Origin of the sequence: Acinetobacter sp. YH12129, from assembly GCF_013418685.1 — a bacterium.
Taxonomy (GTDB): domain Bacteria; phylum Pseudomonadota; class Gammaproteobacteria; order Pseudomonadales; family Moraxellaceae; genus Acinetobacter; species Acinetobacter amyesii.
The window spans coordinates 20,717-45,953 of record NZ_VPBP01000014.1; the positions used below are offsets into that span (position 1 = coordinate 20,717).

The window sequence follows — 25,237 nt, forward strand, 5'->3', positions numbered from 1 at the left end:
TTGTGACTTATCTCACTCTTTAACTTTGCTTGTTTTTTGTAGGCCTTTTTAGACTTACATTTATGGTCATAAAAAAAATCGCGCGGAATTGCTTCTGCGCGATTTGATATTTCAGAATATATAACCTCTCCCAAACCCTCTCCTTAAAGGAGAGGGCTTAAAGGAATTTACATCTCAACCATTTCCACGCCATCAATGCGGGCAACGGTCATTAAGTCTTTATCACCACGGCCTGATACAGTCGCAATAATAATTTGGTCTTTGTCCATGGTCGGCGCAAGTTTCGTCACATAAGCCATCGCATGTGAGCTTTCCAATGCAGGGATAATACCTTCAATTTGGGTTAAATCACGGAAGCCTTGTAGCGCTTCAGTGTCATTGATTGGCACATAGTTCACACGGTGCATATCTTTGAGGAAACTGTGCTCAGGGCCTACACCTGGGTAGTCCAGGCCTGCAGAGATTGAATGTGTTTCAATGATTTGACCTTGATCATCCGACATCAAGTACGTACGGTTACCGTGAAGTACACCGACATGACCTGCGTTTAATGGTGCAGAATGCTTGCCCGTTTCAATGCCGTAGCCTGCAGCTTCAACACCGTACATTTTCACATCTTCATCATTTAAGAATGGATAGAATAAGCCCATTGCATTTGAACCGCCGCCCACACATGCAACAAGTGCATCCGGTAAACGGCCTGCTTGTTCCTGAATTTGTTTACGCGCCTCACGACCAATGATTGATTGGAAATCACGAACCAATTGCGGATATGGATGCGGGCCTGCAACTGTACCAATCACGTAATAAGTAGAATCTACGTTTGTGACCCAGTCACGCATCGCTTCGTTCATAGCATCTTTCAATGTTTTTGAACCGCTTTCTACAGGCACAACAGTCGCACCGAGTAAACGCATACGGTACACGTTCATCGCTTGACGTTTTACGTCTTCTGCACCCATGAACACCACGCATTCAAGGCCTAAACGTGCTGCAATCGTTGCCGTTGCTACACCGTGCTGACCTGCACCTGTTTCGGCAATAATACGTTTTTTACCTGAAAGTTTAGCCAGCAAAGCCTGACCAATCGTGTTATTCACTTTATGTGAGCCTGTATGGTTCAGGTCTTCACGTTTTAAGTAAATTTGCGCACCACCCAACTCTTTCGACCATCGCTCAGCATAATACAAAGGACTTGGACGACCGACGTAATACGCCAAGTCACGGTCGAATTCTGCCAAAAACTGTGCATCATCTTTCATACGGAAATAGAGTTTTTCTAAGTCCTCAAGTGCTGCCATAAGAGTTTCTGACACAAAACGCCCGCCATGAATACCAAAATGCCCTTGTGCGTCAGGGAATTGGGTATAGTCAATCTTATTTTGCTGATCCACGATGGACTCCTTGCATAAAGCGTTCTATGAGTTGTTGGTCTTTAATACCTTTTGCCGATTCTACACCACCGCTCACATCTACGGCGTAAGCGCCAGTGGTTTGAATCGCTTCTTCAATATTGTCAGGCTTTAAACCACCTGCCAATATTAAAGGAATATCGAGTTTTGGGAACTGTGCCCAGTCAAAGCTATGCCCTGTACCGCCTTTCAGCTCAGGATGCCATGCATCTAACAGTACGGCGCTTGCCCCTGCCTGCTGAAAAGCTTGAATCTCTCTAATCACGTCCAAATCGGGTTTGACCTGAATGGCTTTATACCAACGGCGTCCAACGGACTTCGCAATCGTTTGGCACTGTTCAGGGCTTTCATCGCCATGAAACTGCAGTATGTCTACAGGTGAAATTTTTAAAATAGCCTGTATGTCCACAGCCGACGCATTCACGAATAAACCCACGGTCTGCACGTACGGCGGCACATGCTGAATCAGTTCAGCGGCCTGCACTGCCGTTACACTGCGCGGGCTGGGCGCAAAGAATACAAATCCTATCGCATCTGCACCAGCTTGGACGACAGACTGAATATCTTGAGTACGTGTAATTCCGCAGATTTTGGCACGGGTTCGCATGTTGTTTTGGCTCTGACTCCGCCCTATTCATAGCCTATCTATGAATATGAAGGCGAATCATTGTAATGCAATTTTCATGCATTGCGTGGATTTTCAGCATGATTACTGCGCAAAAATAAAAAGCCCTGAATGATCAGGGCCTTTTGAAATTTTAATGAATTATTTCATCGCATAACGTAAGGTTATCCAAGCTGTGCGGCCGTCTTGATTAAATAAAGTGCTATTGCTGTAGTTGGTCGAATATTCTTTATCAAACATATTGGCAAGCTTGGCTTGAACACTGAATTCAGGCGTTGCTTGATAAGTTACTCGCGTATCTACTGTGGCAAAAGAACCCAACTCATCAGTATTTGCAGCATTGGTATAACGCTTATCTTCGGCATGAACTGAAGCGCCGACAGTCCATTTATCCATCGTATAATCAGCTGATGCATTAAAGATTTGCTTTGGCTTTAAGACCAACTGCTTGCCATGGGACCCTGCTGTCTCATTTTCAGGCTCTTGATAGGTATAATTGATATTCCAAAGAAAATTATTCAACTGCTGAGTAAGTGATAGTTCAGCGCCTTTAATTTTGGCTTTATCTATATTGCTTGGAACATAGTTCCCCGATGCATTTGGTGCCCATGCGATCATGTTTTCAATTTCATTATGGAAAGCGTTTAGCTCCCATTGAACATTGCTGACCACGCCCTTGAAACCAACTTCATAGTTTTCAGATTCCTCTGGAACCAATGTCGGGCTTTCACTTCCTGGCCAATACAAATCGTTGAATGTTGGGGCTTTGAATGCGGTGCCATAGCTGACATAAGTTTGTATGGCATCATTGAAGCGATATCCTAAAGTTGCGCTTCCAGTCGTATGATTACCAAACTGCTCGTTATCTTCCTGACGGACTGCACCTTGCACATCGAAGTTACCAAATGAACCTAGATATTGCGCAAAATAAGCTTTGTTATCACGCTCTTTAACAGCATAAGCTTTAGTACCTGAGACTTCATCATTCTGATAATCAAAGCCAAGCATCAATGTATTTTGCTGATTAAAGTTCAATGTATTCAGCCAAGATAAGCTGTCCCGCTGAGTGTTGATCACTGATGGATAGCCATCTCGGCTATCTAACTTGTCTTCAGAGCGACCTAACTTTAATCCTGTAGTCCACACATCAAATGGCTTGTAGGTAGCACCAATGCTGTAAACATTTTGCTCGATTTTACTATGCACATTTTTTGCATCAATATAAGGAGAACCCCAGTCATCCCTATTATCATATTCATTTTCACCATCAACAACTAAAACACTTGCATCAATATCAAACTGATCATTGAATTTATGCCCCATACGTAAAGATGCTGACTTGTTTTCATAGCCATCTTTATCAAGGTCATAAGGCTCCGCAATATTTGTCGCATCAATGCCTTGAGTTTTTGTTCCTGCAACATTCAGTGTTGCCCAAGTATCATTTTGGCGAATATTTAAACCAACATTCCCTTGATACGTTTCATGCGAACCATAGGTAAAAGATGCAAATGGTTTTATGCCGTTTTGCGTGCCTTTACGGGTAAAGATTTGAATTACACCGCCAATCGCTTCTGAACCATACAAGCTAGAACGCGGACCACGCAGAACTTCGACACGCTCAATCTGATCAATTGGGAAGTGTTCAAAAGCCGTTTCACCAAGCGTTGCTGAACCTACCTTTTGACCATCCACCAAGACCAATGCATGGCGATTACCCGTACCGCGAATAGAAACACTGGTTGTTTTCCCTAAACCACCAGTATTGCTATATGTTACGCCCGGCACTGTACGAAGCAATTCTTGCAAAGAAGTAAATTGCTTGCGTTCAATTTCTTCACGGTTGATTACGGTGACTGCCGCCAAGGTTTTTTGTGCGTCTTGCTCAACAATATTGGCAACCGTGTTGGTAATCACTGGAAGTTGATAAACTTGGTCTGCTGCCATCGCAGCAGAAAGTGGAGATAAAACAAAAAGTGACCCGAGTAGAGTCTTAGAAAAAGAATGCATGCTGTATTCCCCGATCGCACCGCCCGTGCGAATAATAAAATGGATAACGCAGGGGGATTCAGGGTCAGCAATGCAAGGCCAATATTGGCGCAATGATGCAATCCCGCTATAACGCCCGCCGCATTATGAATAGGTCTGCATCAGGCCGGTCTCCGGACTTACGTTATTGAATAACGATTCACCGTTGCGGGGGCAGTGTCAGATGACAACAGCTATAGACTGTTGGACTAACTTCCCAGTTTCACTTCTCAATTAAGGAAGCACCTGAAGCGCAGGCAGATTAATTTCTGCTCCACAGCAAGTCAAGCTGTATATGCACCTATCTTCAAATACCCCATAGTTTCGATTGTTCGAATAATCGGAGTTCACTATACTTAAGCCATTCACAACAGTTGGCATGGGAAGTTTCCACAACACTGCCCCCGCAACGGTGCGCAAAAGTAAATTTGCCAGTCCGATACCTGCTCACTGTGTTCTATCACTCAATCATTTACGTGGGGTAAATGTATGGAGCATCGCATGTCAACTTTAGCTCGCCCTACAGCACTCGCTACAGGCATTGCTGCCGCTTGGGCTTTTTCTACATCTTGTTTTGCAAATGAATCGCGCATTGCTCAACCAACAATGGATACCATTGTGGTGACTGCAACACGCTCACAAGAAAAATTAGAAAATGTGCCAGCACGTATTTCCATTATTGATGAGTCGCTCATAGATCAATCACCAATTGCATCATTTCCACATTTATTAATGAGTGATGCTTCTATCAATATGGTGCAGCTGGGTGGCTATGGACAACAAGCTTCATTTTTTTTACGTGGCACAGAGTCAGACCACACTTTGGTATTGCGTGACGGTGTCCGTTTAAATAATGATGCCAGCGGTTTAGCGCCAAATAATTTTATAGATACCACAGACATTAAGCAGATTGAGGTTTTAAAAGGCCCAGCATCTGTCCTTTATGGCACCAATGCCATTGGTGGTGTGGTACAAATCATTAGCAAAACCCCTGAAAAAAATGCAGCTTTTATCAGCGCTGAAATAGGTGAAAATCAAACCTATAAAAGTACTGTCGGGGTAGACCTAGCCAAGCAAGGTTTTTATGCGCAAATTCGTGGACAGCGTTTAGAAACCGACGGCACATTGATTCATGAACATGAAAATGCCAGAGCTTCTAGCTTTAATCAAAAAGGCGTGTCTGCCAAATTTGGCTATGAAGAAACACGCTTTGGCACTTCATTGGATTATTCTGAAAACCAAGGTAATGCTCAATATGAGCAATACAGCTGGAATTCACTGCAATATGAGCAAAAGTCGCAAGATTTTAAAAATCAAATTGCAACCCTGAAGTCACGCTTCAACCCCACAGATCAGCTGACCCTGAATGCTCGCGTGTCTTATTTTAAAGATGAGTTGGAACAGCTCAAAATCTTTGAACAGACCCATTATGAATCCACTGAATATGAACTGACCGCAAAACAGCAAATGACGCCGTCTCAGAACATCATTGCAGGCATCACCCATCGGAAGCTAGAAACATCAACGCTAAAAACTGCAGAGTCTTTTCATCAAGACTTAAACAGTACGGGTTATTATCTACAGCACCAATATCAAACTGATAAATTAAAAACTCAAGCGGGTATTCGTCGTGAAGACCATGAAAAATATGGTCAACACACGGTCGGACAAGTTGCTGCGCGTTATTTTTTCACGCCGTTGTTTAGTAGCTATGCCAATATTGGTACAGCATTTAAAGCGCCAACCATGAACGACTTATATTATGGCGACTATGCAAACCCTGACTTAAAACCCGAAGAAAGTCAATCCTATGAAATTGGGCTAGACCTACAAATGACACCACAACTAAAAACTGGTTTGTCTATCTACAGAACTGAAATTGATAACCTTATTGATTCTGATCCCAACAATAACTGGAAGTTTGCCAATATTGATGCAGTGACCATTCAAGGTTCAGAAGTCTATGTGAATTGGAGCAATGAGGCATTTTTTACAAAGGCCAGTTATAGCTACAATCAAGCAAAAAATGATAAAACAGGTTTGGATTTGAGCCGCCGCCCACGTCAAAAACTGGCATTGTCAGCTGGTTGGGCTGATGAACATTATGGGCTGTCAACAACACTGAGTGCGAACAGCCATTCAGACAGCAGTAATTATGATGAGGATGTGATCCCTGGACATGCTCAGATTGATTTCAATAGTTATTACCAACCCAACGAGCAACTGCGCTTCTTTGCCAATATTCAAAATGTCGGCGATGTTCAATATAAAACGGCTTCTGCTGGCAATTTCGACGGCAAATTCTATTTAAATGGCGGCCGTTTGGCTTCCTTTGGCATCACAGTTAGATATTAATTTCACACTGATTTATTCAACTTTTAATCAAAAAATGGACAATTAAAATGGGCCACCGCTTAAGTAAAATTTATACCCGCACAGGCGATTCAGGTACGACAGGTCTTGGCGACGGATCACGCGTAGCCAAAGATGATTTACGTATTGAAGCCTTAGGAGATGTCGATGAACTCAATTCAAGCATTGGTATTCTGCGTTCGCACATCGCACTAAGCAGTATTGAAGACAAAGCGGCTTGGGATAAATCGCTCAGCCTGATTCAGCATTGGTTATTCGACCTTGGCGGTGAAGTCTGCATTCCAAACTTCAACTTGGTACAACCTGTGTCAATTGAGTTTTTGGAAAATGACATTGACCGTATGAATGAAGCACTGCCAATGCTCAAAGACTTTATCCTGCCATCAGGAACATTGGTGTGCAGCTTTGCCCATCAAGCGCGTGCAGTTTGCCGCCGTGCAGAACGTCGTTTAATGGCTGTACATAACCGTGACCAGAACATTCAAGCACCGTCATTGCAGCTACTTAACCGACTCTCTGACTGGTTATTTGTCGCATCGCGTACATTACAACGCGCTGAAGGTGGTTCTGAGGTGCTGTGGCAGAAAAATATTAACGACACGATTGATCAATAATTTTTGGATTCAAAAATTGCTCAAATCCTTTGACCAATTAAAAGTCTATTTTACATTGAAATAAATCGAAACATTTCGTCCGATCATTCTTGTATTTCAGGATGATCGGATCAAAATAACAGTGTCATCTCCCTGTCATTCTTACAGGACATTATGTTCTTAACATCCTTTTTTGTAGGCCTCGTATGCGCATAATCGGTCACCGTGGCGCTCGTGGTGAAGCACCTGAAAATACCCTAGGTGGTTTCCAATATATTCAAGATTTAGGCATACGCTCAGTTGAATTTGATGTGCGACAGCTAAAAGATCGCGCCTTAATTGTGATGCATGACGATCAATTCATCCGTACCACCGGCCAAGATAAGTATCTCTATGAATGCGAAAGTTCTGAACTAGAACCGTATAACCATGCAGTGACATGGTCTGAATGGAATAAAGTTGAGCCAACACCTTTATTAGATCAAACGCTGAAGATCATCCATAACTTTGATCATATCGAAGTTGAGGTGAAAGCGGTGAAAAACCAAGATGAAGCAGATCAACTTACAGCGGTTTTGCAACATCAGCTAAAAGGTTTCGAACAATCTGCGGTGATTACCAGTTTTGACCCCAAAATTCATTACGCCCTCAACACGCAGAAGTCTCATTTCAAACATGGTTTATTGATTGAAGATAACGTCCAATTTAAAGCGATTGATCAAGCCCTAGCTTTAGGATGTTGTCAAATTGGCTGGATGAATCAACTGGCAACGAAAGAAATGATTCGAGCGACGCAACAAGCAAACCTGAATATCAGTGTTTGGACTGTCAATGATATTGAACGTGCGAAAGAATTAAAGGATTTAGGTATAAACGGTTTAATTACCGATTTTCCGAAATTAATGATGCAGCATTTTTAATACTGCATCATTCTACTAATCATACCTATGCATACTTGTACTGAAAGGATGATTTACGCTCAAGGACAAGTAGCGTCTGACCACGACTATTCTGCATAGTCATACGTTTACCCTGTATTTGAAATTGCGTGACTACTTGTAGCACATCGGACAGTTCGGCCTCTTGTGCCAAGGCAGAATCACAACTTAAATATCCTGCACGCGCATTCAGATCAATGCTGCCTTTCACAGTATCCATCACATAGTTGCCCTCTATACGATTACACCCCGTATTGCCTTGAATTTGTTTAAATTGTGAATTAAATAATAGATAGGGGATACTGTGAAAAAACTTCGCCTTGTTTCCTGATATTTGCACAATGTCCCATTGCACATCTTGAATCCCATCAGACAATCGGGTGACTTTTAAAGGACGTTCCAACGAACTGCTTGATGACTTAGTAGTCATTCCAGAAGGCGTGGAACTTTGACATGCTGCCAACCCTATAACGCTACTTAACACACCATAAACCATGTGTTTTTTAAGTATTTTCAGCAGTTTTTTATGCTTATTTTGCTGATATTTATGCATGTTCATCTTCCCTTTAAAAAGTCAGAAAACTTCAGTCTTATTATGTTACTGTTTAGTACAATACAACTGTACAATAACAGTGGTTAAATCGGGTTTTACCGTGCTAATATGCTGTACAACTCTAATCCCTTAAAAAAATAAAGGGATTAACATCAATAATACCTCCCAAGGTTTCAGGAGTGCTGTTGGAGATGAATGCTCCCCTACCCAAAGCCCCAATAAACTGGATTGCCATTTTTGCATTGGTGTTCTTACCAATTGTTGCTGTTATCGCTATTCCGTTATATGCCATGAATCATGATTTTAGTGCTGCTGCATGGATCAGTATGATTATCTTACTCGGCGTTAGCAGTTTAGGAATCACGGCGGGCTACCACCGCTTATGGGCACATCGTGCTTATGAAGCAACTCTACCATTAAAAATCATTTTAATGCTGATGGGTACTTTTGCAGTTCAAAATAGTATTTTATTTTGGGCTTCAGGCCACCGTACACATCACCGTCATGTTGATGATGTGGATCAAGATCCATACTCAATCAACCGTGGTTTTTGGTATGCACATATTGGTTGGATGCTTCGTGATTATCCAGCAGCAGCACCAAACTATAAAAATGCACCTGACTTATTAAAAGATAAAGTCGTGATGTTCCAAGACAAATATTACATCCCTTTAGTGATTGCCGTTCACGCAGCTATTTTGTTACCAATTGGTTGGGCTGTGGGCGATATGTGGGGCGTATTGTTATTGGGCGGTTTAATGCGTTTAATCTTAAGCCATCACGTAACTTTCTTTATTAACTCACTTTGCCATATGTGGGGCAAACGTCCGTATACTGATGAAAATACAGCACGCGACAACTTTGTTCTAGCTATTGCTACTTGGGGTGAGGGTTATCATAACTATCACCACATTTTCCAATACGACTACCGTAATGGTGTTAAGTGGTGGCAATATGACCCAACTAAATGGTTAATTTGGTCATGTTCTAAATTAGGTTTGGCAAAGAACTTACGCCGTATTCCAAGCTTTAATATTAAAAAAGCTGAGTTGGCCATGAAGTTTAAATATGCTGAACAAGACCTTGCGATTTATGGTCTGAATATGACCGATGACATCGCCACAGCAAAACAACGTATTTCTCAAGAATATGATGCGTTTTCGCAAACCTTGAATGACTGGGCGAAATTAAAAGAACAGGAAATTCAAGCGAAGAAAACCGCCGTTGCTGAAAAAATCCATCAAATGGATGACAAGTTAAAGCTTGAGTTCCAACAAGTTGAGCAACGTCTTTCACATCACCGTGAAACACTGAATCAATTGATGCGTAACTTGAAGAAAAAAACGGTTTAAGCAGTTCTGCTACTTCTTGTTCACACAACAAAGCCTCCTGATGGAGGCTTTGTTCATTTTAAAGCTACAGTTTTCATAGCGCACTTTGCTATAGTAAAACTCATTTCAAATGTATTTTCGCACTTATGCAATTCAATACTCGATATTCGACACTTAGTCCTAAACTGTATCATCACCAACTCCCTTCCCCATTAAAAGGTGCAAAAGCGGGGCATTTTAATGCTGCTTTGGCTGAACAGTTACAATGGTCGAATGAAGATAAAGCTCAATGGGTAGAGATTTGCAGTGGGCAAAAAACATTTGAGGAATTTGAGCCTCTAGCGATGGTCTATGCTGGTCATCAGTTTGGTCAATGGGCCGGTCAACTTGGTGATGGACGCGGTTTACTGATTGCTCAAATCCTCAATAAGCAAGGTCAAACAATAGATCTCCATCTCAAAGGTGCAGGTTCTACGCCTTATTCACGCATGGGTGATGGCCGTGCAGTGCTACGTTCAGTAGTTCGTGAATATCTTGCAGGACATGCGCTGAACAGCTTAGGTATTGCATCGAGTAATGCCGTGGGTTTTACCAGCTCTGAGCAAGGTGTGCAGCGTGAAAAACTCGAGCTTGGCGCGATGATGCTACGTACATCAGACTGTCATATTCGTTTGGGACATTTCGAATGGATCAACCAATATCAGGGCGATTTACTGCCTGAATTTACCCAAAAATGTATTGAATGGCATTACCCTGAATGTTTAGATGCAGAACAACCCATTTTGGCCTTTGCGACCCAAGTCATTCAGCGTACTGCGGTGATGATCTCACATTGGCAACTGGTCGGTTTTGCACATGGCGTAATGAATACTGATAATTTAAATATCACAGGTTCAACCCTAGACTTTGGCCCTTATGGCTTTATGGAGCGCTTCCGTCCAAATTGGATTAACAACCACTCAGATTATCAGGGTCGCTATACCTATCAACAGCAGCCGAGCATTGGGCATTGGAATTTATGGCAATGGCTGAATAATCTCATTCTGCTCTGCCCTACGGACTATGACAAAGAACAGTGGAAAGAAGATTTAGCTAAGTGCTTAGAGCATTTTGAACTGACCTTCTTGGAACATTATAAATTGGGCTTAGCTCAGAAAATGGGTTTGCCAAGTTTCCATAAAGACAGCTTTGACTGCGCCATGGCCTTTTTGCGTATTCTGCAAAGTGAACAGCTGGATTACACGCAAAGCTTTATTCGTCTGCAAAATCATGAATATGAAGCCATTAAAGATGACTGCTTAGACCGCCACGCCTTTGAAGGTTTCTTGGCCCAATATGAAAGTATCCGTGAGCATCAGGACACCGATGCTTTAGATGCTGAAATGGCAAAGGCCAATCCGCATTATATTTTGCGAAATCACATGGCGCAAAAGGCGATTGAGCTAGCTGAACGCAATGATTTTTCAGAGGTAGAACGTTTATTTACATTGCTCAGTCGACCATTTACTAAACAGCCTGAACTGGAAACAACAGAAGATTTAGGACCTTTACCAAGTGATGTGCCTGAAGTGATGGTCAGCTGCTCGTCTTAAAAAAATATCCACAAATCCACATTTCACTCGAATCAAAATTGTGGATAATTTAAACATTATCCACAATTCAGAAATCGATGGACTGCGAAAGCACTTCATCCTCTCAAAAATAATGACAAGAAAAAATATCACGATCTTTAGTTTCGCTATCCTCGTCTGCATTGTTGCTGCCTGCTTTGCCTATCAAAAATTTGAAAAATATCTACCTACACCTACCAATGCACTGGCCTTTCCACCTGAATTAAGCGATTTACAAATTCAAAAAAATTCGCACAGAAACGCCGATCGACAATATTCAGGTACATAAGGCTCAGCGTTATTTGGAATTAAAACATCAGGATCAAGTCATTCGGCGTTACCCGATGCGTCTGGGTTTTCAACCGCTTGGACATAAAGTTCAAGAAGGTGATGGCAAAACGCCTGAAGGCAGCTATATGATTGATTGGCGCAATCCGCAAAGTTCATTTTATAAGTCTTTGCATATCTCTTACCCCAATGCGACCGATAAACAAAAGGCTAAAGATTTAGGTGTTTCTGCAGGTGGTGACATTATGATTCATGGTTCGGCGACCAGTTTACAAATGAAAGCTGCACCACAACTGATGACTTATTTCCCACAAAAAGATTGGACTTGGGGCTGCATTGCTGTGCGTAATATTGATATGGATGAAATTTGGCAATTGGTGAATAATGATACCGTTATACATATTCGTCCCTAGGCTTTAAAACTCAGGCTTATTTTTAGGTTATCCCCTATGATTGCATTACACACTGTAGCTGCTAAGTCGGCCTTAGCCCTGCCTGAAACCACCTGTAGCCAGCCTTTTGGTGAAGGCTGTGATGTGTTTAAAGTGATGGAGAAGGTCTTTATGCTGAGTTTTCATTTGGAAGGCAAAGCGGCCATCAACTTAAAGGTGCTGCCAGACAATGGCTCAATACTTAAAGATATTTATCCCTTTATTCGTGCGGGCTGGCATATGAATAAGAAGCATTGGATTTCTGTTTTTACAGATGAAGAATTGGAAGAAGAACTGCTGCAGGATTTGGTGCTAAATTCTTATGAATTAGTGGTGTCGAAGTTAAATAAAGGACAGCGGCAAAGGATTGAGTTGCTGAGGAGTGTTTAGATAACACTTCCCTTACAATTAAGTTAATATTGAGAATTTCAAATAATCACTATTATGTTAATTAGATAGTTGTTTGGTGCCCCACTGTTTATAAAATAACGAGTTAGAAACTTTATTATTTATTAGTCTCGTTTAATCCTAATTTTTTATGTTAATATTTTTCTTAACATTAAGAATTTTAATAATTTATTATGGATGATAATTCTAAACAAGTTGAGCTACACAAACAACATACAGCTTTAGTTGAAAAAACTACTTTTATGTTTCTTACAGCAGCAACAGCTTCAATTGGTTTTATTTTGACTCAGCTAAAGCAGGTCATTTGGAGTGATTTAATTTGGTTAATTATAGGATCATTGCTTTTTTTAGCATTAAGTTTCATTTTCGGATCTGCTCAATTAGGGCATAAGGCAAATTTTTTAAAATTTAATTCTGAATACTTAAGTCTATTATCTAAAAAGTCTAGTACTATGGATGAAGCTAAATTATTAGTTAAGAATTTTGAAAATGCAGCAAATAAATTAACATCAACAAGTAAATGGCAGAAAATGTTTCTTTTTTTAGGTGCAGTACTTTATTTCATATATTCAATTCTGGATATTTATTTAAAATCCGTTATTTAAATTTCATAAAATTAACATAATACACGTTATACGAAATAATTTATTTTATCCAATATAAATCATAATCTTATATAAATTCGCCCTAGAATTTAATACACTAGAGCAGTCTTTATATTAATACTCACTCAATTTGCGTATTTTGTCAGAATTTTCAAAATCATTCTTTAGTGGCAATGAACAAAGGCTCTTCCCTAAGCCTTCATGGTATTAAATCTTCTTCGCTTGCATCACTTTAAACAGCACATACAGCAGTAAAATCCATACGGGCTGCATCAGCACCGACAGCATAAAGCCCTGATTCCACATGATGTATAAAATCATCAGCATAAACACTAAGACAAAGTAGTTGGTGAACGGCGCAAATAATGCAGGAAACTTAGTTTGTACACCCTGCTGCTGCATCGCTTTTCTAAACTTTAAATGAATTAAGCTAATCAGCATCCAATTCAGCACCGCAGCGCTCACTACGATATAAATCAAATAACTCAATGCTTTTTCGGGCAAGAAATAATTCAGCAGCACACAGCCAAAAATCAACAAAGCTGAAAATAAAACCGCAGCAATCGGTGTCCCGTGCTTATTCACCTGTTTAAAGGCTTTTGGCGCATTGCCCTGTTCTGCCAAACCGAGCAGCATGCGGCTATTGGCATACATGCCGCTATTACAGACCGAAACGGATGCAGTCAAAATAATAAAGTTCAGCAAATGTGCCGCCCAATCAATCCCCATCTGATTAAAAATCATCACAAAAGGACTATGATCCAAACCGCCAAGTTTCAACTGATTCCACGGCACCAGCGACAGCAGTACCGCCAAGGAACAGATATAAAATAAGAACACGCGGATCACGGTCTGATTCACCGCTTTCGGGATATTTTGATCAGGATTTTCAGTTTCAGCCGCCGCCATGCTGATTAATTCAATGCCGCCAAAAGCAAACATCATAAAGGCTAGCATGTAGAATAAGCCTTCAAAACCGTGCGGGAAGAAGCCGCCATGTACCCATAAATTACTAATCGAAGCGGTAGAGTCTGCGCCAGCTGTAAGTAGCAGATATATACCAAAAATAATCATGGCAACAATCGCCACAACTTTAATCATCGACAGCCAAAATTCAGATTCTGCATACAGTTTGACATTGGCTAAATTGGCTAGCGTAATCACAGCAAAAAACACCAAAACTGAAACCCAAGCAGGCACATGCGGCCACCAGTAATTGACATATTTGCCTATCGCGGTCAGCTCGGTCATCACTACTAAAATATACAGAATCCAGTAGTTCCAGCCCGTTAAAAAGCCCGCAAATTTGCCCCAATACTTAAAAGCAAAATGACTGAATGAACCTGTGACTGGCTCTTGCACGATCATCTCGCCCAGCTGGCGCATAATCAGAAAAGCAATCAAACCACCAATCAAATAGCCCAGAATTATCGATGGTCCAGCCGACTCAATAATATGCGCAGAGCCTAAAAATAGCCCTGTCCCGATTGCGCCACCCATTGCAATCAGCTGAATATGGCGGTTCTTTAATCGGCGCTGCAGTTGAGGCATTTCGCTGCTCACAACACGTCTCATCTTATAAAAAAGTGGATTGTAGCCTGTGCAGCTCTTTGCAGCCAAATATTCGCAGTTTATTTCTGTATGAATCATTATGGAATACAGCGTGTGAGCTGCATTACTCCATAGCACTTGGTAATTTATAGTGCTTGACAATACAGGCCATATGATTCCATTACAACATCCGAAATCTTTAGCCGCCAGTATGCTAAAGTGGCTGAATATATTGCCCTTTCAAATATAAACAGCTCTCAATTGAGAGCTGTTTTTAGCATTCACCACGCTTGATGGTTGATTGATCGCGAATGCAGTACGCCTAAACCTATTCTAACCATTCATACTACGGCACCATGTAAATCGTTATTTACGCTGTGGCTCGTCAGCCCACCGTGCATAACTCTTCGTGCTTTTCAGCACAGTGTCCGCTTGTTTTGCAGTGACGCCACTATAGTCCTGAGAGAAACTATCTAAATTTTCATCCAAACTCGCACCATCAAATAATGGGAAAGTACCGGCTTTTTTCTGAATCACCACATCATCAATCATCCAACCGCGGAAACCGTTATAAAGTTGATCGACCGTTTTGAATTGGAATTTCAGTTGAACATTGGCCTTGCCTGCATATTCATCCAATGAAATTGCTTCTTGCTGAACAGCAGCCGGCGCGAGGTTAAAGCCTAAATTACTGTATGGAATCGGCGCGCGCTCATATGCAGAGGACGGATCTGCCAGCGGGTTTAATCGAGCCAAGGTCTTAAAGCTGTTGCCACCGTCGGTAGAAACTAAAATATTCATCAAATCGAACCCTTGATTATTTGGATTGACCGACTCAATTTCCCACCATGTTTTAAAGCTTAAACTCAAAGGCGCTTGATACTGGCTTAGATTAATGGCAGGTGAGATTAACTCACCCATATTATGGGTATTAGATGTTCCGCCATCAAACTCTGGAGCCAAAGATGAATCACTTAAAGCGCCAATAAAGTTGCCATTTACTTTGTCGCCATACCAATATGCCGTATTACCTTGCAGTGGCTCAGGCACCTTGCCTTGACTTTGGTCATTCGGCGCTAAGCGTACACGCTGATTCACTTGATTATTACGGATGTTGTGACCTTTGTTTAGCAACTGCCAATCGACATTGGCCACACTTGGTTGCGACCTTGTCCATGCATTGCGAGTAGCAGAGTCCGCTTCAAAAGTTTCACGCCATATGGCATCTGCAGATGTCGTTTCAGGCAGCACTTCAAATTGATAGCCCGATGCAGAAGAAGCAATGACCGTAACTTTTTTCGTAATAGTATTAATTCCTGCACCGCTAATGGTGAGCGTGGCATTTTTCAATGCTTCAAGCAGCGCATTTGATACGTTGAATGAAAGCGTGAAATAGCCATTGGCATCGGTAATTGCACTGACAAATGCACCATTGGTCGCAGCACCGCCAGATAATGCGACTTGCGCATTCGCTAAAGGCTTTCCTTTATAAATGACCTGACCAGACAACGTACCGACTACTGCATCATTGACAGGTGCATCGCTTAAGGTCTGACAGTCTTGGTCTAAACAGTTGAGTATCACATTCAGCACAATGCTCTTATTGGTATTTTTAGGATGGATCAAGAATGCTGAAACTGCAGACTGTCCATTTTTAGTGACCAAAACATAATATGTGCCTGCAGCCAATTTAGGCAGCTTAACGATGCCTTGAGCATTAGCAAGGTAACTTTGACCTTTAAAATGAGTCGCTGTCGGTAAACTGTTGATCGGTGGAAATAACTGTTCAGAATCATCTGCTGTGATTGTATTTGTTGCTATTTTCAGACTGCCTGCTTGTACTTTCTGCCACTCTTCATCACTTAAAATCTGAATCGACGCAGCATTTAAGGCAAGATTATTCACATCTAATAAAGTCAGCTCTTCTACGCTTTTCTGTACCATGGCATCGGCAACTGGCTCTGGCGGTACGCTTACAGTCTCATCACGATCATTACCGCCACACGCCGTTAAACCCAAGACACCTGTGACCATTATTATTTTTGCAAATGCGCTATTTTTCATCTGTTCTGCCCTCTGGCTTTTCCATTTTTAAAAATTGTTATCTCTACATTGAACTCTACCAGCCCAAACATACTGGTGAATATTCCAGCAAAATAATAACCAATTTTCATTAAATGCGCAAATTTCGCATTTTTATGTGATTTTTATCATTCATCCAATTGCCATTGTTTTGCTGTTAAGGGATGCCCATTCCTTCAAAAATGGAATACTAATAAATATCTAATACTAATAAAAACTTTAAAAAATAAAAAATTTACGATATAAATAAAAATCGGTTATAGATAAATTCAAACTTATCCATAACCGAACAATTTAAATTCCATTATGACAATGCAAAGCTTTTTTTAATACATATCAATACGGCTAAATAAAACAACTGCTTAAAACTTTACATATTCTAAAGAAGCTAATCTGTTTACAGTCGCTGGTCCAACAGCACTTACCATAGATATTGCGCATATATTTGCGCGCCCATACGTTTTGCTTGGTTGGTATTGAATGAATCTGCTATGTATTTAAAACCAAAGTTTTCATGTTTGACGGAAAGGCCAAACGAATTGGTTTGGGGTTCAAAATGGATTCCCCACATTAGCCCTGTATTCCAATATGCATTGAGCTGCCAAAGACTTATATACTCATTTGAGATTGAACTGAGTCCTAAACTCCAAGCCTGCTCTGAGTCATAATTTAAATCCGTATAAATTTTAAATGGCAGCTTTTGCGCATAGGTCTTATCTTTATCAAACTCTCCCTGAATATCAAACCGTGGACGCTTATCTTGATCATAGCTGATGTTATATCGTGTGTATGGAGCATCTTGCCAATATAAATATGCCAATGCATCCTGAATATTAATTTTTAAATTCCAATTTTTTGCAATAGCACCTCTTAAAGTCGCATCTAGGGCATAGCCATACCCGCTATGCGCCTGCTCATTCCAGCCCATTTCATCTTCTTTCAAAGCAGGATGATCATAACTGTAATCTATGCTCCCATTCAGCCATTTGACGCGGTCCATAAGCTCTTGCTGATCTGTCGTTACCCCTAGCGCATTAATATGACCATCAATATAATGACGCCCAATTAACGCGGTTATACCCGTTTCTAAATTCCAATTCGAACTAATGGGCCATGTATAGGCAGCCCGAGACCCAACAGTATCAATATGCTGTGCTTCAAGCCTCAAGTCATACGTTGAGTTTGCATCGATAGGCAGTTCATTCTGTATTTGATAATAAAGCTTTGCTGTATCCTCACTGAAATTGAGCGCATAGTCATATCGCCAGATCCAGCTAAAATCCCAATTACCCTGCTTTACGCCCAATTGCATTAAACCATGAGCAAATGCATTTTTTCCTGATTTAAACTTAGAATCACCCCAATCATCTGTAAATGCATGAATCGCTAACGGTTCACTATAAACATCTGCTTGCACTTGATAATAGATAGCCTCTTGTGCATAGCTATAAAACGGGAGCGATAATCCCAATAATACTAATTTTTTTTTCAACATAGAAAAAAGGGGGAACATCGTTACCCCCTCTCCTTAATTCATTATTATGGTGCAATCATTAACACAGTGTTATCGGTAAATTTCGCAGAATAAATGCTATTCGATACTCTATTGATCGTACCGTAGCTAACAGTACCGACTTTAATATCAGCAGAACTGAATTGATCTAAATCTGGAATTTCTACAAATGCACCATTCGCATGAGATACTCTTGACCAGATAATTGGAGATTGCGCGATCAGATTGTCAGTTTTTACATCTATATTTAATGTATTTTGATCAACTGTAACTTTAAGATTTGCTATCCCTTTTTGGTAATCATTCCTTTTAGCGTTAAGCAGTAAACTGAATGGCTTCACAGCAGCCCCCCCACCTTTTACGTTACCAGAGAGATTAACTGTCAAATCTGCATTAATAAATGCAGCCGCAGATTCGCCTTGGGTAATATCAAAGGTTTTAGTCAGATCATTTTTTAGCTTAATATTTGCATCTAAGCCTAAGTTTTCTGCTCCGCTTAAAGCTTCACCTTTCAAAATAATTTCATATGGAATAATTTGATTAAATGTTTCAGTACCATTTTTGAATTTAACTCGAGCAGCTTTGCTTGAAAGTTCAGTTAAATTCAGCTTCGCGTTCTGAGTTGTTAACAAAACATTTAAAAATTTAAATTGTGCCGTAACCGGAGCATTTTCACTTTCTGAGTCTTCCAGCTTGATAGCTGTATCATAAACAACTTGAGCGGTACTGTTGCTATTAAACCCTAAGCTTGATTCTAATCCATCCGCATTTTTAGCTGTGATTTTACCGCCTGAAACTATTTTAAAATCATGCTGTTTTGCAGATGCTGTGAATGGCGCATCCAACTTTAAATTGCTTACAGTAATCAAAACCGCATCGCTAAAAACATCTTTTCCAGTAAAAGTACTGCTATCCCAAATATAGTCCATCCAATATTTAGCCGATACACTTCCATTAACAGAAACTGAAGTCGGTGTTACGCTGATTTTAAGACCATTTTTGCTCAAAATATAATCTGGATAATATATCCCCCCATAGGTCGCATCATCCTCTAAAAGTGCCTCTAATTCTGCAGCGGTATAGTCTTTTGTGGAACCTTGAGCATCTTTCTGCGCCAATGAAGCTAAAGTAATGATGAGATCAGAAGCATTACTAATATCATTTCCTGCATTACTTACAGCATCAAATGCAGGCTCATACTGAGACTGCAAACCTTTAAAACTGTCAAAATAGGCAATAATATTGTTCGTAGTTTTGATTAATACTTTAGCTTTCTCTAAATCTGTTGCTGGATTTGATGGGTTAGCTGTTTCCCCATTTGAACCGCCATTATCTGAAGTCCCACCACTACTAGAAGACCCGCCGCCACCACCGCCACATGCAGTTAAAATTACAGAACAGCTTATTGCTAATAAGGTTTTTTTTAAAATCATTATGTTTTTCCCTCTTAAAAATACAAATAAAAAAGCCTTTAAAAATTAAAGGCTTTTAAAAAAAGATTCAAGAACAAAAAGTAACATTAATCTTCTGGATATTCAAAACGGTAGCCAACGCCATACACGGCTTGAATCCATTCATGACGGTTGCCAGTTTCCGCTACATCTGAAATCTTACGACGTAAATTTTTAATATGACTATCAATCACACGGTCAGCCACTTCAAAACTGTCTGGGTTAATATGATCAAGCAATTGCGCACGTGAATACACCTGCCCTACATGCTCTAAAAACAACTCAAGTAAACGAAACTCTGTTGGCGTTAAGCTCAACGCTTTTTGTTGATACCAAATACGTTGCTGTGCTTTGTCCATACGGAATAAATCATTCACCTCTGGCTCTGCTTTACGTTCTAAACGACGTAATACCGCTTGCACACGTGCCACCAATTCTTTCGGACTAAACGGTTTGCAGACATAATCGTCAGCACCCATATTGAGCCCCAATACACGGTCAATTTCTTCAGTGCGTGCAGTCACCATAATAATTGGCAGATCAGACTGCTCACGGACTTTACGGCAAATGGTTAAGCCATCCATACGTGGCACCATTAGGTCCAAAATCATTAGACTCGGCTTACGCTGCGTGAAGCTCTCATAGGCTTCTTGCCCATCATGAAACATGCTGACTTCAAAGCCTGCAGCCTCTAGATAATCACGCACCAGCTGTGCAAGTTCCACTTCATCTTCAACCAACATGATATGTTTCATGCATGCTTCCTTTTAATATTTCATCTGTTTGGGAAATGTCAATTTGCAACGCAAACCGCCCAATGGAGAATGATCAAAACTCAACTCTCCACCCAATGCTCTAGCTATTTTTACGGATAACGCCAATCCTAATCCTGTACCACCAGTTGCACGCGTACGTGAATCATCCACACGATAGAAACGCTCACCTAAACGTGCCAACTGCTCATCAGTTAAACCAAATGGGCTGTCATCAACATACACGGTCCACTGGGTTTCATCTTGCTCAGTATGAACATGCACTTCACCACCAGCTTCCGTATAACGAATACTGTTACCCAATAAGTTGACCATAATCTGTTTAAAACGGTCTATATCTAATTGTAATGAAGTCCCTTCGCCCATTGCGGTAATTTTCAAATCTGCTTGCTCAAACTTCGGCTTAAAGCTTTCAACCTCTTGGATCACTACATCCCAAGGATTGAGCGTGGTCAAATAACAATTCAGTTGTTGTGCATCGGCTTGTGCCAAATCTGCCAAATCTTTGGTCAATTTTTTCAAACTACTCACTTGATTCAGCATCGAAGTAAAATGCTCTGGCGTTGGCTTACGAATACCGTCCTGCATCGCCTCAATTTGAGCCTGTAACACGGCCAATGGCGTTTTCAATTCATGTGAAGTATCAGCCACCCATTGACGACGTGACGTTTCATGCTGATCGAGAATTACGGCCAACTGATTCAATTCATTCGATAAATCACCAAGCTCATCATTACGGTTCACTGCAACTTGATGTTGATAATTGCCCTTGGTTAATTCACGTGTTCCCATTAACAAACGCTGAATCGGTTTTTTAAAGTATGTTGCCAATAACAATGCTGCAATTAAACTCGCAATAAAACTAAGCGCATAAACCAATAATAAATAACGTTTTTGCTTACTAAAGAAGTTAATACTGATCGCATCATCTTGATCGAGGACAGGTTTGAGCCCCAAATATCCCACGATTTGATTATTCACCATAATCGGACGATAAGAAATCTGTTCATCTGTCGGCTCACCCACAACAAATTGGCGCTGTGCATCATATAAAGATAAACGCGAACTCAAGCCCAAGCGGTCAGGCATTTGGATAAATTGTTTCTTACCACCATTATTACTGTTACTTTGTGAGGATTGATCTGCATCTTTTTCATCCGTGTTCGACTCTTTTGGACGGAATACATTTTGGTTCGTACTTAAAGGAAATTTTAAACCTTCAAAGGGTTGGAACTCAGATGGTAAGTTTTGTTCCAGCCATTTTAGCTCTTCAATTTTTTGCTCTGCCGTATGCTGTGGTGTTGCCAGCATCGATGCTGCATTTAAACTATGATCTTGGAAATAGCGCTGCTGCAATGCAATGTCATATTGACGACGTAGCCACCACCGAGAGAGACGATCATAGTCATCGGGTGCTGCCTGCCCTTCAATTTGTAGAATCTGCGCCTGAATCGCATTTCCCCAATCATGATAAACCGTATACACATCGGCTAAATTTTCAATGACATGGTCAAGCTTTTGCATCTCGACATCGGCCACATATTTGGTGAAATTACGCTGCATATTCCAATGCAACACGCCAAGACTTACCGTTGTGATGACGAGCGTCGTCAACAGCACAGTCAGAAACAAGCGTAAGGCAATCGGGATACGACGTATTTTCAAAAGAGAACTCTCATTTTTCTTCTATATTCATTATTGTAGCGAACACGCTACTAAAAAACTCTCCATTGTTTCTACATCTTTATTATTTAATCTTTAACCATTGAAAAAATATCTAATCTGGTGGGGTAAAGACTATGAAACAAATGACCAAAATGGCTTTAATCGGTGCAAGCGTATTGAGCATGGGTGCACTCACTGCCTGTCAATCGACAACCGCACCAAAAGATAACGATCATGGCCGTATGATGAAACAACATCATGGTGATCAAGATCGTCGTATGTCACCTGAGCAACGTGAACATTTTAAACAAATGCGTGCCGAGCAACGTCAAGTGTTTGCTGATATGCAAAAAGCTTGTAATGGCAAGACGATAGGTTCAACTGTTCAAGTAAAAGCTGGCGAAAAAAACATTGATGGTACATGTACCATGGTGTTCAAAGCAGACCGTCAGGACATGAAAAAAGCGCGTGGTGAACACAAACCAATGCGCGGTGAACATCGTCCAATGCGTGGCGACATACGTGGTCAGATGCAACGCGGTGAGCCACTGACTGATGCAAAACGTGCAGAGCTGACTAAACAGTTTGATCAGCGTTTAGCGGAACGCCAAGCCAAACAACAAGCGATTATGAAAGCATGCCAAGGCAAAACCGATGGCAGCGCGGTTGCGATTAAAGTTGGTGAACAGCAGATCAATGGTAAATGTGAAGTGCGTTTCCAACCTAAAGCCCCTGTTGCCCCGACGCCAGCACCAGTGAAATAATCCAAACTTAGATCGCAATACCATTGCTTAAAAAAGGCACTCCCATGAGTGCCTTTTTTATTGGACATATCTTTTTACGCTTTTTGACTATTTGTGTCATTCATTTTCATCTAAAAGCGTTTACACTCAATGCACTTAGCTTTTTCAAGGGATATTTCTTTGACTTTACAGTCACCAACAAATCGCCCTGAAATGCTTGTACCCAATAAGAAGATGTTGCACGATTAGAACCATTCCAATACGTGTCATTGAAGATACGTTCAAATGTTTATTTAGGATTACTAACGCTGGTAGAAACCAGTATTGAGGAAAACGATATGCCACAATACAAAGCGCCCTTACGTGATATGCAATTTGTTCTGCATGAACTTTTAAAAGCAGAAGATCACTATGCACAACTGCCTGCATTTTCTGACACCGTAAGTCGTGAGTTGGTTGACCAATATCTAGAAGCGGCTGCTGACTTCTGTGAAAATGAACTTTCTCCTCTTAACCAAGTCGGCGACCGTGAAGGTTGTACTTGGAATGATGGCGTTGTAACAACACCAACTGGTTTTAAAGAAGCGTATCAAAAATATATCGAACTCGGTTTCCCATCTTTATCTGCTGAAGAACAATACGGCGGTCAAGGCTTACCGGTTTCTTTAGGCAACATCATTTCAGAAATGGTGGGTACTTCGAACTGGGCATGGGGTATGTACCCTGGTCTATCTCATGGTGCTGTCCGTACATTAGAACATCACGGTTCTCAAGAGCAAAAAGACACTTACCTTCCTAAACTTGTTTCAGGTGAATGGACTGGTACGATGTGCTTAACAGAATCTCATGCAGGTTCTGACTTAGGTATTATCCGCTCTAAAGCTGAACCACAAGCAGACGGTAGCTATGCAATTTCTGGCGAGAAAATCTTTATCTCTGCTGGTGAACACGACATGGCTGAAAACATCATCCATATCGTACTTGCTCGTCTTCCAGGTGCACCAAAAGGCACGAAAGGTATTTCATTATTCATCGTACCTAAATTCAATGTAAATGCTGATGGCTCAATTGGTGAGCGCAATGCGGTACGTTGTGGTTCGATTGAACACAAAATGGGTATCCATGGTAACGCGACTTGTGTCATCAACTTTGATAACGCAAAAGGCTTCTTGATTGGCCCTGAAAACCGCGGTCTAAACTGCATGTTCACATTCATGAACACTGCACGTATCGGTACTGCTGTACAAGGTCTTTCAGCTTCTGAAGGCGCTTTCCAAGGTGCACTTGCTTACGCAAAAGACCGTTTGGCAATGCGTTCACTTTCAGGCCCTAAAGCACCTGAAAAAGAAGCAGATCCAATTATCGTTCACCCTGCAGTACGCAACATGCTGCTTACGCAAAAATCATTTGCTGAAGCTGGTCGTGCTCTGGTTTACTTATTGTCTTTCCATGCCGATATCGTGGAACAAGGTGCAACGGAAGAAGAACGTAAGTTCTCTGACAACATTTTGTCTCTACTAACTCCAATTGCTAAAGCATTCTTGACTGAAACAGGTTCTGAATCTGCAAAACACGGTGTTCAAGTATTTGGTGGCCACGGCTTCATTTCTGAACATGGTATGGAACAAATTGTACGTGATACACGTATTTCATGCTTGTACGAAGGTACGACTGAAATTCAAGCAATTGACTTGTTAGGCCGTAAAGTATTGGGTACTCAAGGTGCAATGTTGAAAGACTTCACCAAGATCATCCATAAATTTGTTGAAGCTAACAAAGACAACGCTGCCATGAAAGAATTTGTTGAGCCGCTTGCTGCGCTAAACAAAGAATGGGGCGACTTAACCATGCAGATTGGTATGAAAGCAATGCAAAACCCTGAAGAAGTAGGTGCTGCTGCAGTCGATTACCTCTACTTCTCTGGTTATGTGACGCTTGCTTATTTATGGGCTCGCATGGCGCTAGTTGCACAAGAAACTTTAGCTGCAGGAACAACAGATGTTGATTTCTACAATGCAAAAGTAACGACTGCCCGTTTCTACTTCAAGAAAATCTTACCACGCGTTCGCTCTCATGTAGAAGTGATTGCAGGTGGCCTAGATCCTCTTATGGCATTGGATGCAGAACACTTTGCATTCTAATGTGAATATCTAAACATATTCAAAAGATTGTACTCTTGAGTGCAGAAATAGAGAAAGGACGGTCATAGCATTGGCAGTCCTTTTTCTTTATAAATAGTCCCACAGTTTTACTTAGGCCAATTT

Annotated in this window: 19 protein-coding genes, 1 pseudogene and 1 riboswitch; of the genes and pseudogenes, 10 read left to right on the forward strand and 10 right to left on the reverse strand. The window is 41.1% G+C overall.

Annotation, left to right across the window (positions count from 1 at the left end):
- Nucleotides 1–167: 167 nt before the first annotated feature.
- The 3 genes from trpB to FTU65_RS08935 all read right to left on the reverse strand — a co-directional run bounded on the left by trpB (nucleotide 168) and on the right by FTU65_RS08935 (nucleotide 4,047).
- Complete coding sequence (gene trpB / locus FTU65_RS08925) at nucleotides 168–1,394, reverse strand: tryptophan synthase subunit beta (protein WP_111885382.1); 1,227 nt, start codon at nucleotides 1,392–1,394, stop codon at nucleotides 168–170.
- Entirely contained in the window at nucleotides 1,378–2,019 is a 642-nt protein-coding gene (locus FTU65_RS08930; protein WP_180065264.1) for a phosphoribosylanthranilate isomerase, read from the reverse strand. Before FTU65_RS08930 ends, trpB begins: the two co-directional genes overlap by 17 nt.
- Nucleotides 2,020–2,178: 159 nt before the next feature.
- Nucleotides 2,179–4,047, reverse strand: a complete 1,869-nt coding sequence (locus tag FTU65_RS08935; RefSeq protein ID WP_180065265.1) for a TonB-dependent receptor domain-containing protein — start codon at nucleotides 4,045–4,047, stop codon at nucleotides 2,179–2,181.
- Between the two features lie 125 nt (nucleotides 4,048–4,172).
- Nucleotides 4,173–4,330, reverse strand: a riboswitch (cobalamin riboswitch).
- A 236-nt stretch (nucleotides 4,331–4,566) separates the two neighbouring features.
- Between FTU65_RS08935 and FTU65_RS08940 the strand changes: the two genes are divergently transcribed.
- From FTU65_RS08940 to FTU65_RS08950, 3 genes are all read left to right on the forward strand, one after another.
- Complete coding sequence (locus FTU65_RS08940) at nucleotides 4,567–6,420, forward strand: TonB-dependent siderophore receptor (RefSeq protein ID WP_180011767.1); 1,854 nt, start codon at nucleotides 4,567–4,569, stop codon at nucleotides 6,418–6,420.
- Nucleotides 6,421–6,467: 47 nt separating this feature from the next.
- Nucleotides 6,468–7,052: a cob(I)yrinic acid a,c-diamide adenosyltransferase gene (locus tag FTU65_RS08945; RefSeq protein WP_111885379.1), complete on the forward strand. Its 585-nt coding sequence runs from the start codon at nucleotides 6,468–6,470 to the stop codon at nucleotides 7,050–7,052.
- Between the two features lie 185 nt (nucleotides 7,053–7,237).
- A complete protein-coding gene (locus tag FTU65_RS08950; protein ID WP_180065266.1) occupies nucleotides 7,238–7,951 on the forward strand; it encodes a glycerophosphodiester phosphodiesterase in 714 nt (237 codons plus the stop codon).
- 25 nt (nucleotides 7,952–7,976) lie between these two features.
- Here FTU65_RS08950 and FTU65_RS08955 read toward each other — a convergent pair whose 3' ends face one another.
- Nucleotides 7,977–8,399 (reverse strand): META domain-containing protein, encoded by a 423-nt coding sequence (locus tag FTU65_RS08955; RefSeq protein ID WP_180066662.1) that lies wholly within the window; start codon nucleotides 8,397–8,399, stop codon nucleotides 7,977–7,979.
- Between the two features lie 314 nt (nucleotides 8,400–8,713).
- On the opposite strand from FTU65_RS08955, the gene FTU65_RS08960 reads away from it, so the two are divergent.
- From FTU65_RS08960 to FTU65_RS08980, 5 genes and pseudogenes are all read left to right on the forward strand, one after another.
- Nucleotides 8,714–9,874: an acyl-CoA desaturase gene (locus tag FTU65_RS08960; RefSeq protein ID WP_180065268.1), complete on the forward strand. Its 1,161-nt coding sequence runs from the start codon at nucleotides 8,714–8,716 to the stop codon at nucleotides 9,872–9,874.
- A gap of 125 nt (nucleotides 9,875–9,999) precedes the next feature.
- Nucleotides 10,000–11,445 carry a YdiU family protein gene (locus FTU65_RS08965; RefSeq protein ID WP_180065269.1) on the forward strand — a complete coding sequence of 482 codons (1,446 nt, stop codon included), beginning with the start codon at nucleotides 10,000–10,002 and terminating at the stop codon, nucleotides 11,443–11,445.
- Nucleotides 11,446–11,557: 112 nt separating this feature from the next.
- Nucleotides 11,558–12,164 (forward strand): annotated as a pseudogene (locus FTU65_RS08970) (murein L,D-transpeptidase family protein).
- Between the two features lie 36 nt (nucleotides 12,165–12,200).
- Nucleotides 12,201–12,572, forward strand: coding sequence for an MmcQ/YjbR family DNA-binding protein (locus FTU65_RS08975; RefSeq protein ID WP_218946194.1), 372 nt, complete (start codon nucleotides 12,201–12,203; stop codon nucleotides 12,570–12,572).
- Between the two features lie 191 nt (nucleotides 12,573–12,763).
- A complete protein-coding gene (locus FTU65_RS08980; RefSeq protein WP_180010991.1) occupies nucleotides 12,764–13,195 on the forward strand; it encodes a hypothetical protein in 432 nt (143 codons plus the stop codon).
- 207 nt (nucleotides 13,196–13,402) lie between these two features.
- On the opposite strand, the gene FTU65_RS08985 is transcribed toward FTU65_RS08980, so the two are convergent.
- From FTU65_RS08985 to baeS, 6 genes are all read right to left on the reverse strand, one after another.
- Nucleotides 13,403–14,758 carry an amino acid permease gene (locus tag FTU65_RS08985; RefSeq protein WP_180010989.1) on the reverse strand — a complete coding sequence of 452 codons (1,356 nt, stop codon included), beginning with the start codon at nucleotides 14,756–14,758 and terminating at the stop codon, nucleotides 13,403–13,405.
- Between the two features lie 354 nt (nucleotides 14,759–15,112).
- The gene (locus FTU65_RS08990) at nucleotides 15,113–16,810 is read right to left on the reverse strand and encodes a carboxypeptidase regulatory-like domain-containing protein (protein WP_180010987.1); all 1,698 of its coding nucleotides are present in this window, start codon (nucleotides 16,808–16,810) and stop codon (nucleotides 15,113–15,115) included.
- 439 nt (nucleotides 16,811–17,249) lie between these two features.
- Nucleotides 17,250–18,341 carry a hypothetical protein gene (locus FTU65_RS08995; protein ID WP_257222989.1) on the reverse strand — a complete coding sequence of 364 codons (1,092 nt, stop codon included), beginning with the start codon at nucleotides 18,339–18,341 and terminating at the stop codon, nucleotides 17,250–17,252.
- 26 nt (nucleotides 18,342–18,367) lie between these two features.
- Nucleotides 18,368–19,774: a hypothetical protein gene (locus tag FTU65_RS09000; RefSeq protein WP_218946169.1), complete on the reverse strand. Its 1,407-nt coding sequence runs from the start codon at nucleotides 19,772–19,774 to the stop codon at nucleotides 18,368–18,370.
- An 86-nt stretch (nucleotides 19,775–19,860) separates the two neighbouring features.
- A complete protein-coding gene (locus tag FTU65_RS09005) occupies nucleotides 19,861–20,547 on the reverse strand; it encodes a response regulator (protein ID WP_180010985.1) in 687 nt (228 codons plus the stop codon).
- A gap of 12 nt (nucleotides 20,548–20,559) precedes the next feature.
- The gene (baeS, locus tag FTU65_RS09010; RefSeq protein WP_180065271.1) at nucleotides 20,560–22,230 is read right to left on the reverse strand and encodes a sensor histidine kinase efflux regulator BaeS; all 1,671 of its coding nucleotides are present in this window, start codon (nucleotides 22,228–22,230) and stop codon (nucleotides 20,560–20,562) included.
- Between the two features lie 134 nt (nucleotides 22,231–22,364).
- Here baeS and FTU65_RS09015 point away from each other — a divergent pair, with 134 nt between their 5' ends.
- Nucleotides 22,365–22,994 (forward strand): hypothetical protein, encoded by a 630-nt coding sequence (locus FTU65_RS09015; RefSeq protein WP_180010981.1) that lies wholly within the window; start codon nucleotides 22,365–22,367, stop codon nucleotides 22,992–22,994.
- A 317-nt stretch (nucleotides 22,995–23,311) separates the two neighbouring features.
- Nucleotides 23,312–25,114 carry an acyl-CoA dehydrogenase C-terminal domain-containing protein gene (locus FTU65_RS09020; protein ID WP_078194152.1) on the forward strand — a complete coding sequence of 601 codons (1,803 nt, stop codon included), beginning with the start codon at nucleotides 23,312–23,314 and terminating at the stop codon, nucleotides 25,112–25,114.
- Nucleotides 25,115–25,237: the final 123 nt, after the last annotated feature.

What these genes read in the sequence shown, in the direction of transcription:
- FTU65_RS08930 (WP_180065264.1), bottom strand. Translation starts at nt 2,019, where the DNA reads ATGCGAACCCGTGCCAAAATCTGCGGAATTACACGTACTCAAGATATT.
- FTU65_RS08935 (WP_180065265.1), bottom strand. Translation starts at nt 4,047, where the DNA reads ATGCATTCTTTTTCTAAGACTCTACTCGGGTCACTTTTTGTTTTATCT.
- FTU65_RS08940 (WP_180011767.1), top strand. Translation starts at nt 4,567, where the DNA reads ATGTCAACTTTAGCTCGCCCTACAGCACTCGCTACAGGCATTGCTGCC.
- FTU65_RS08945 (WP_111885379.1), top strand. Translation starts at nt 6,468, where the DNA reads ATGGGCCACCGCTTAAGTAAAATTTATACCCGCACAGGCGATTCAGGT.
- FTU65_RS08950 (WP_180065266.1), top strand. Translation starts at nt 7,238, where the DNA reads ATGCGCATAATCGGTCACCGTGGCGCTCGTGGTGAAGCACCTGAAAAT.
- FTU65_RS08955 (WP_180066662.1), bottom strand. Translation starts at nt 8,399, where the DNA reads ATGACTACTAAGTCATCAAGCAGTTCGTTGGAACGTCCTTTAAAAGTC.
- FTU65_RS08960 (WP_180065268.1), top strand. Translation starts at nt 8,714, where the DNA reads ATGAATGCTCCCCTACCCAAAGCCCCAATAAACTGGATTGCCATTTTT.
- FTU65_RS08965 (WP_180065269.1), top strand. Translation starts at nt 10,000, where the DNA reads ATGCAATTCAATACTCGATATTCGACACTTAGTCCTAAACTGTATCAT.
- FTU65_RS08975 (WP_218946194.1), top strand. Translation starts at nt 12,201, where the DNA reads ATGATTGCATTACACACTGTAGCTGCTAAGTCGGCCTTAGCCCTGCCT.
- FTU65_RS08980 (WP_180010991.1), top strand. Translation starts at nt 12,764, where the DNA reads ATGGATGATAATTCTAAACAAGTTGAGCTACACAAACAACATACAGCT.
- FTU65_RS08990 (WP_180010987.1), bottom strand. Translation starts at nt 16,810, where the DNA reads ATGAAAAATAGCGCATTTGCAAAAATAATAATGGTCACAGGTGTCTTG.
- FTU65_RS08995 (WP_257222989.1), bottom strand. Translation starts at nt 18,341, where the DNA reads ATGTTCCCCCTTTTTTCTATGTTGAAAAAAAAATTAGTATTATTGGGA.
- FTU65_RS09000 (WP_218946169.1), bottom strand. Translation starts at nt 19,774, where the DNA reads ATGATTTTAAAAAAAACCTTATTAGCAATAAGCTGTTCTGTAATTTTA.
- FTU65_RS09005 (WP_180010985.1), bottom strand. Translation starts at nt 20,547, where the DNA reads ATGAAACATATCATGTTGGTTGAAGATGAAGTGGAACTTGCACAGCTG.
- FTU65_RS09015 (WP_180010981.1), top strand. Translation starts at nt 22,365, where the DNA reads ATGAAACAAATGACCAAAATGGCTTTAATCGGTGCAAGCGTATTGAGC.
- FTU65_RS09020 (WP_078194152.1), top strand. Translation starts at nt 23,312, where the DNA reads ATGCCACAATACAAAGCGCCCTTACGTGATATGCAATTTGTTCTGCAT.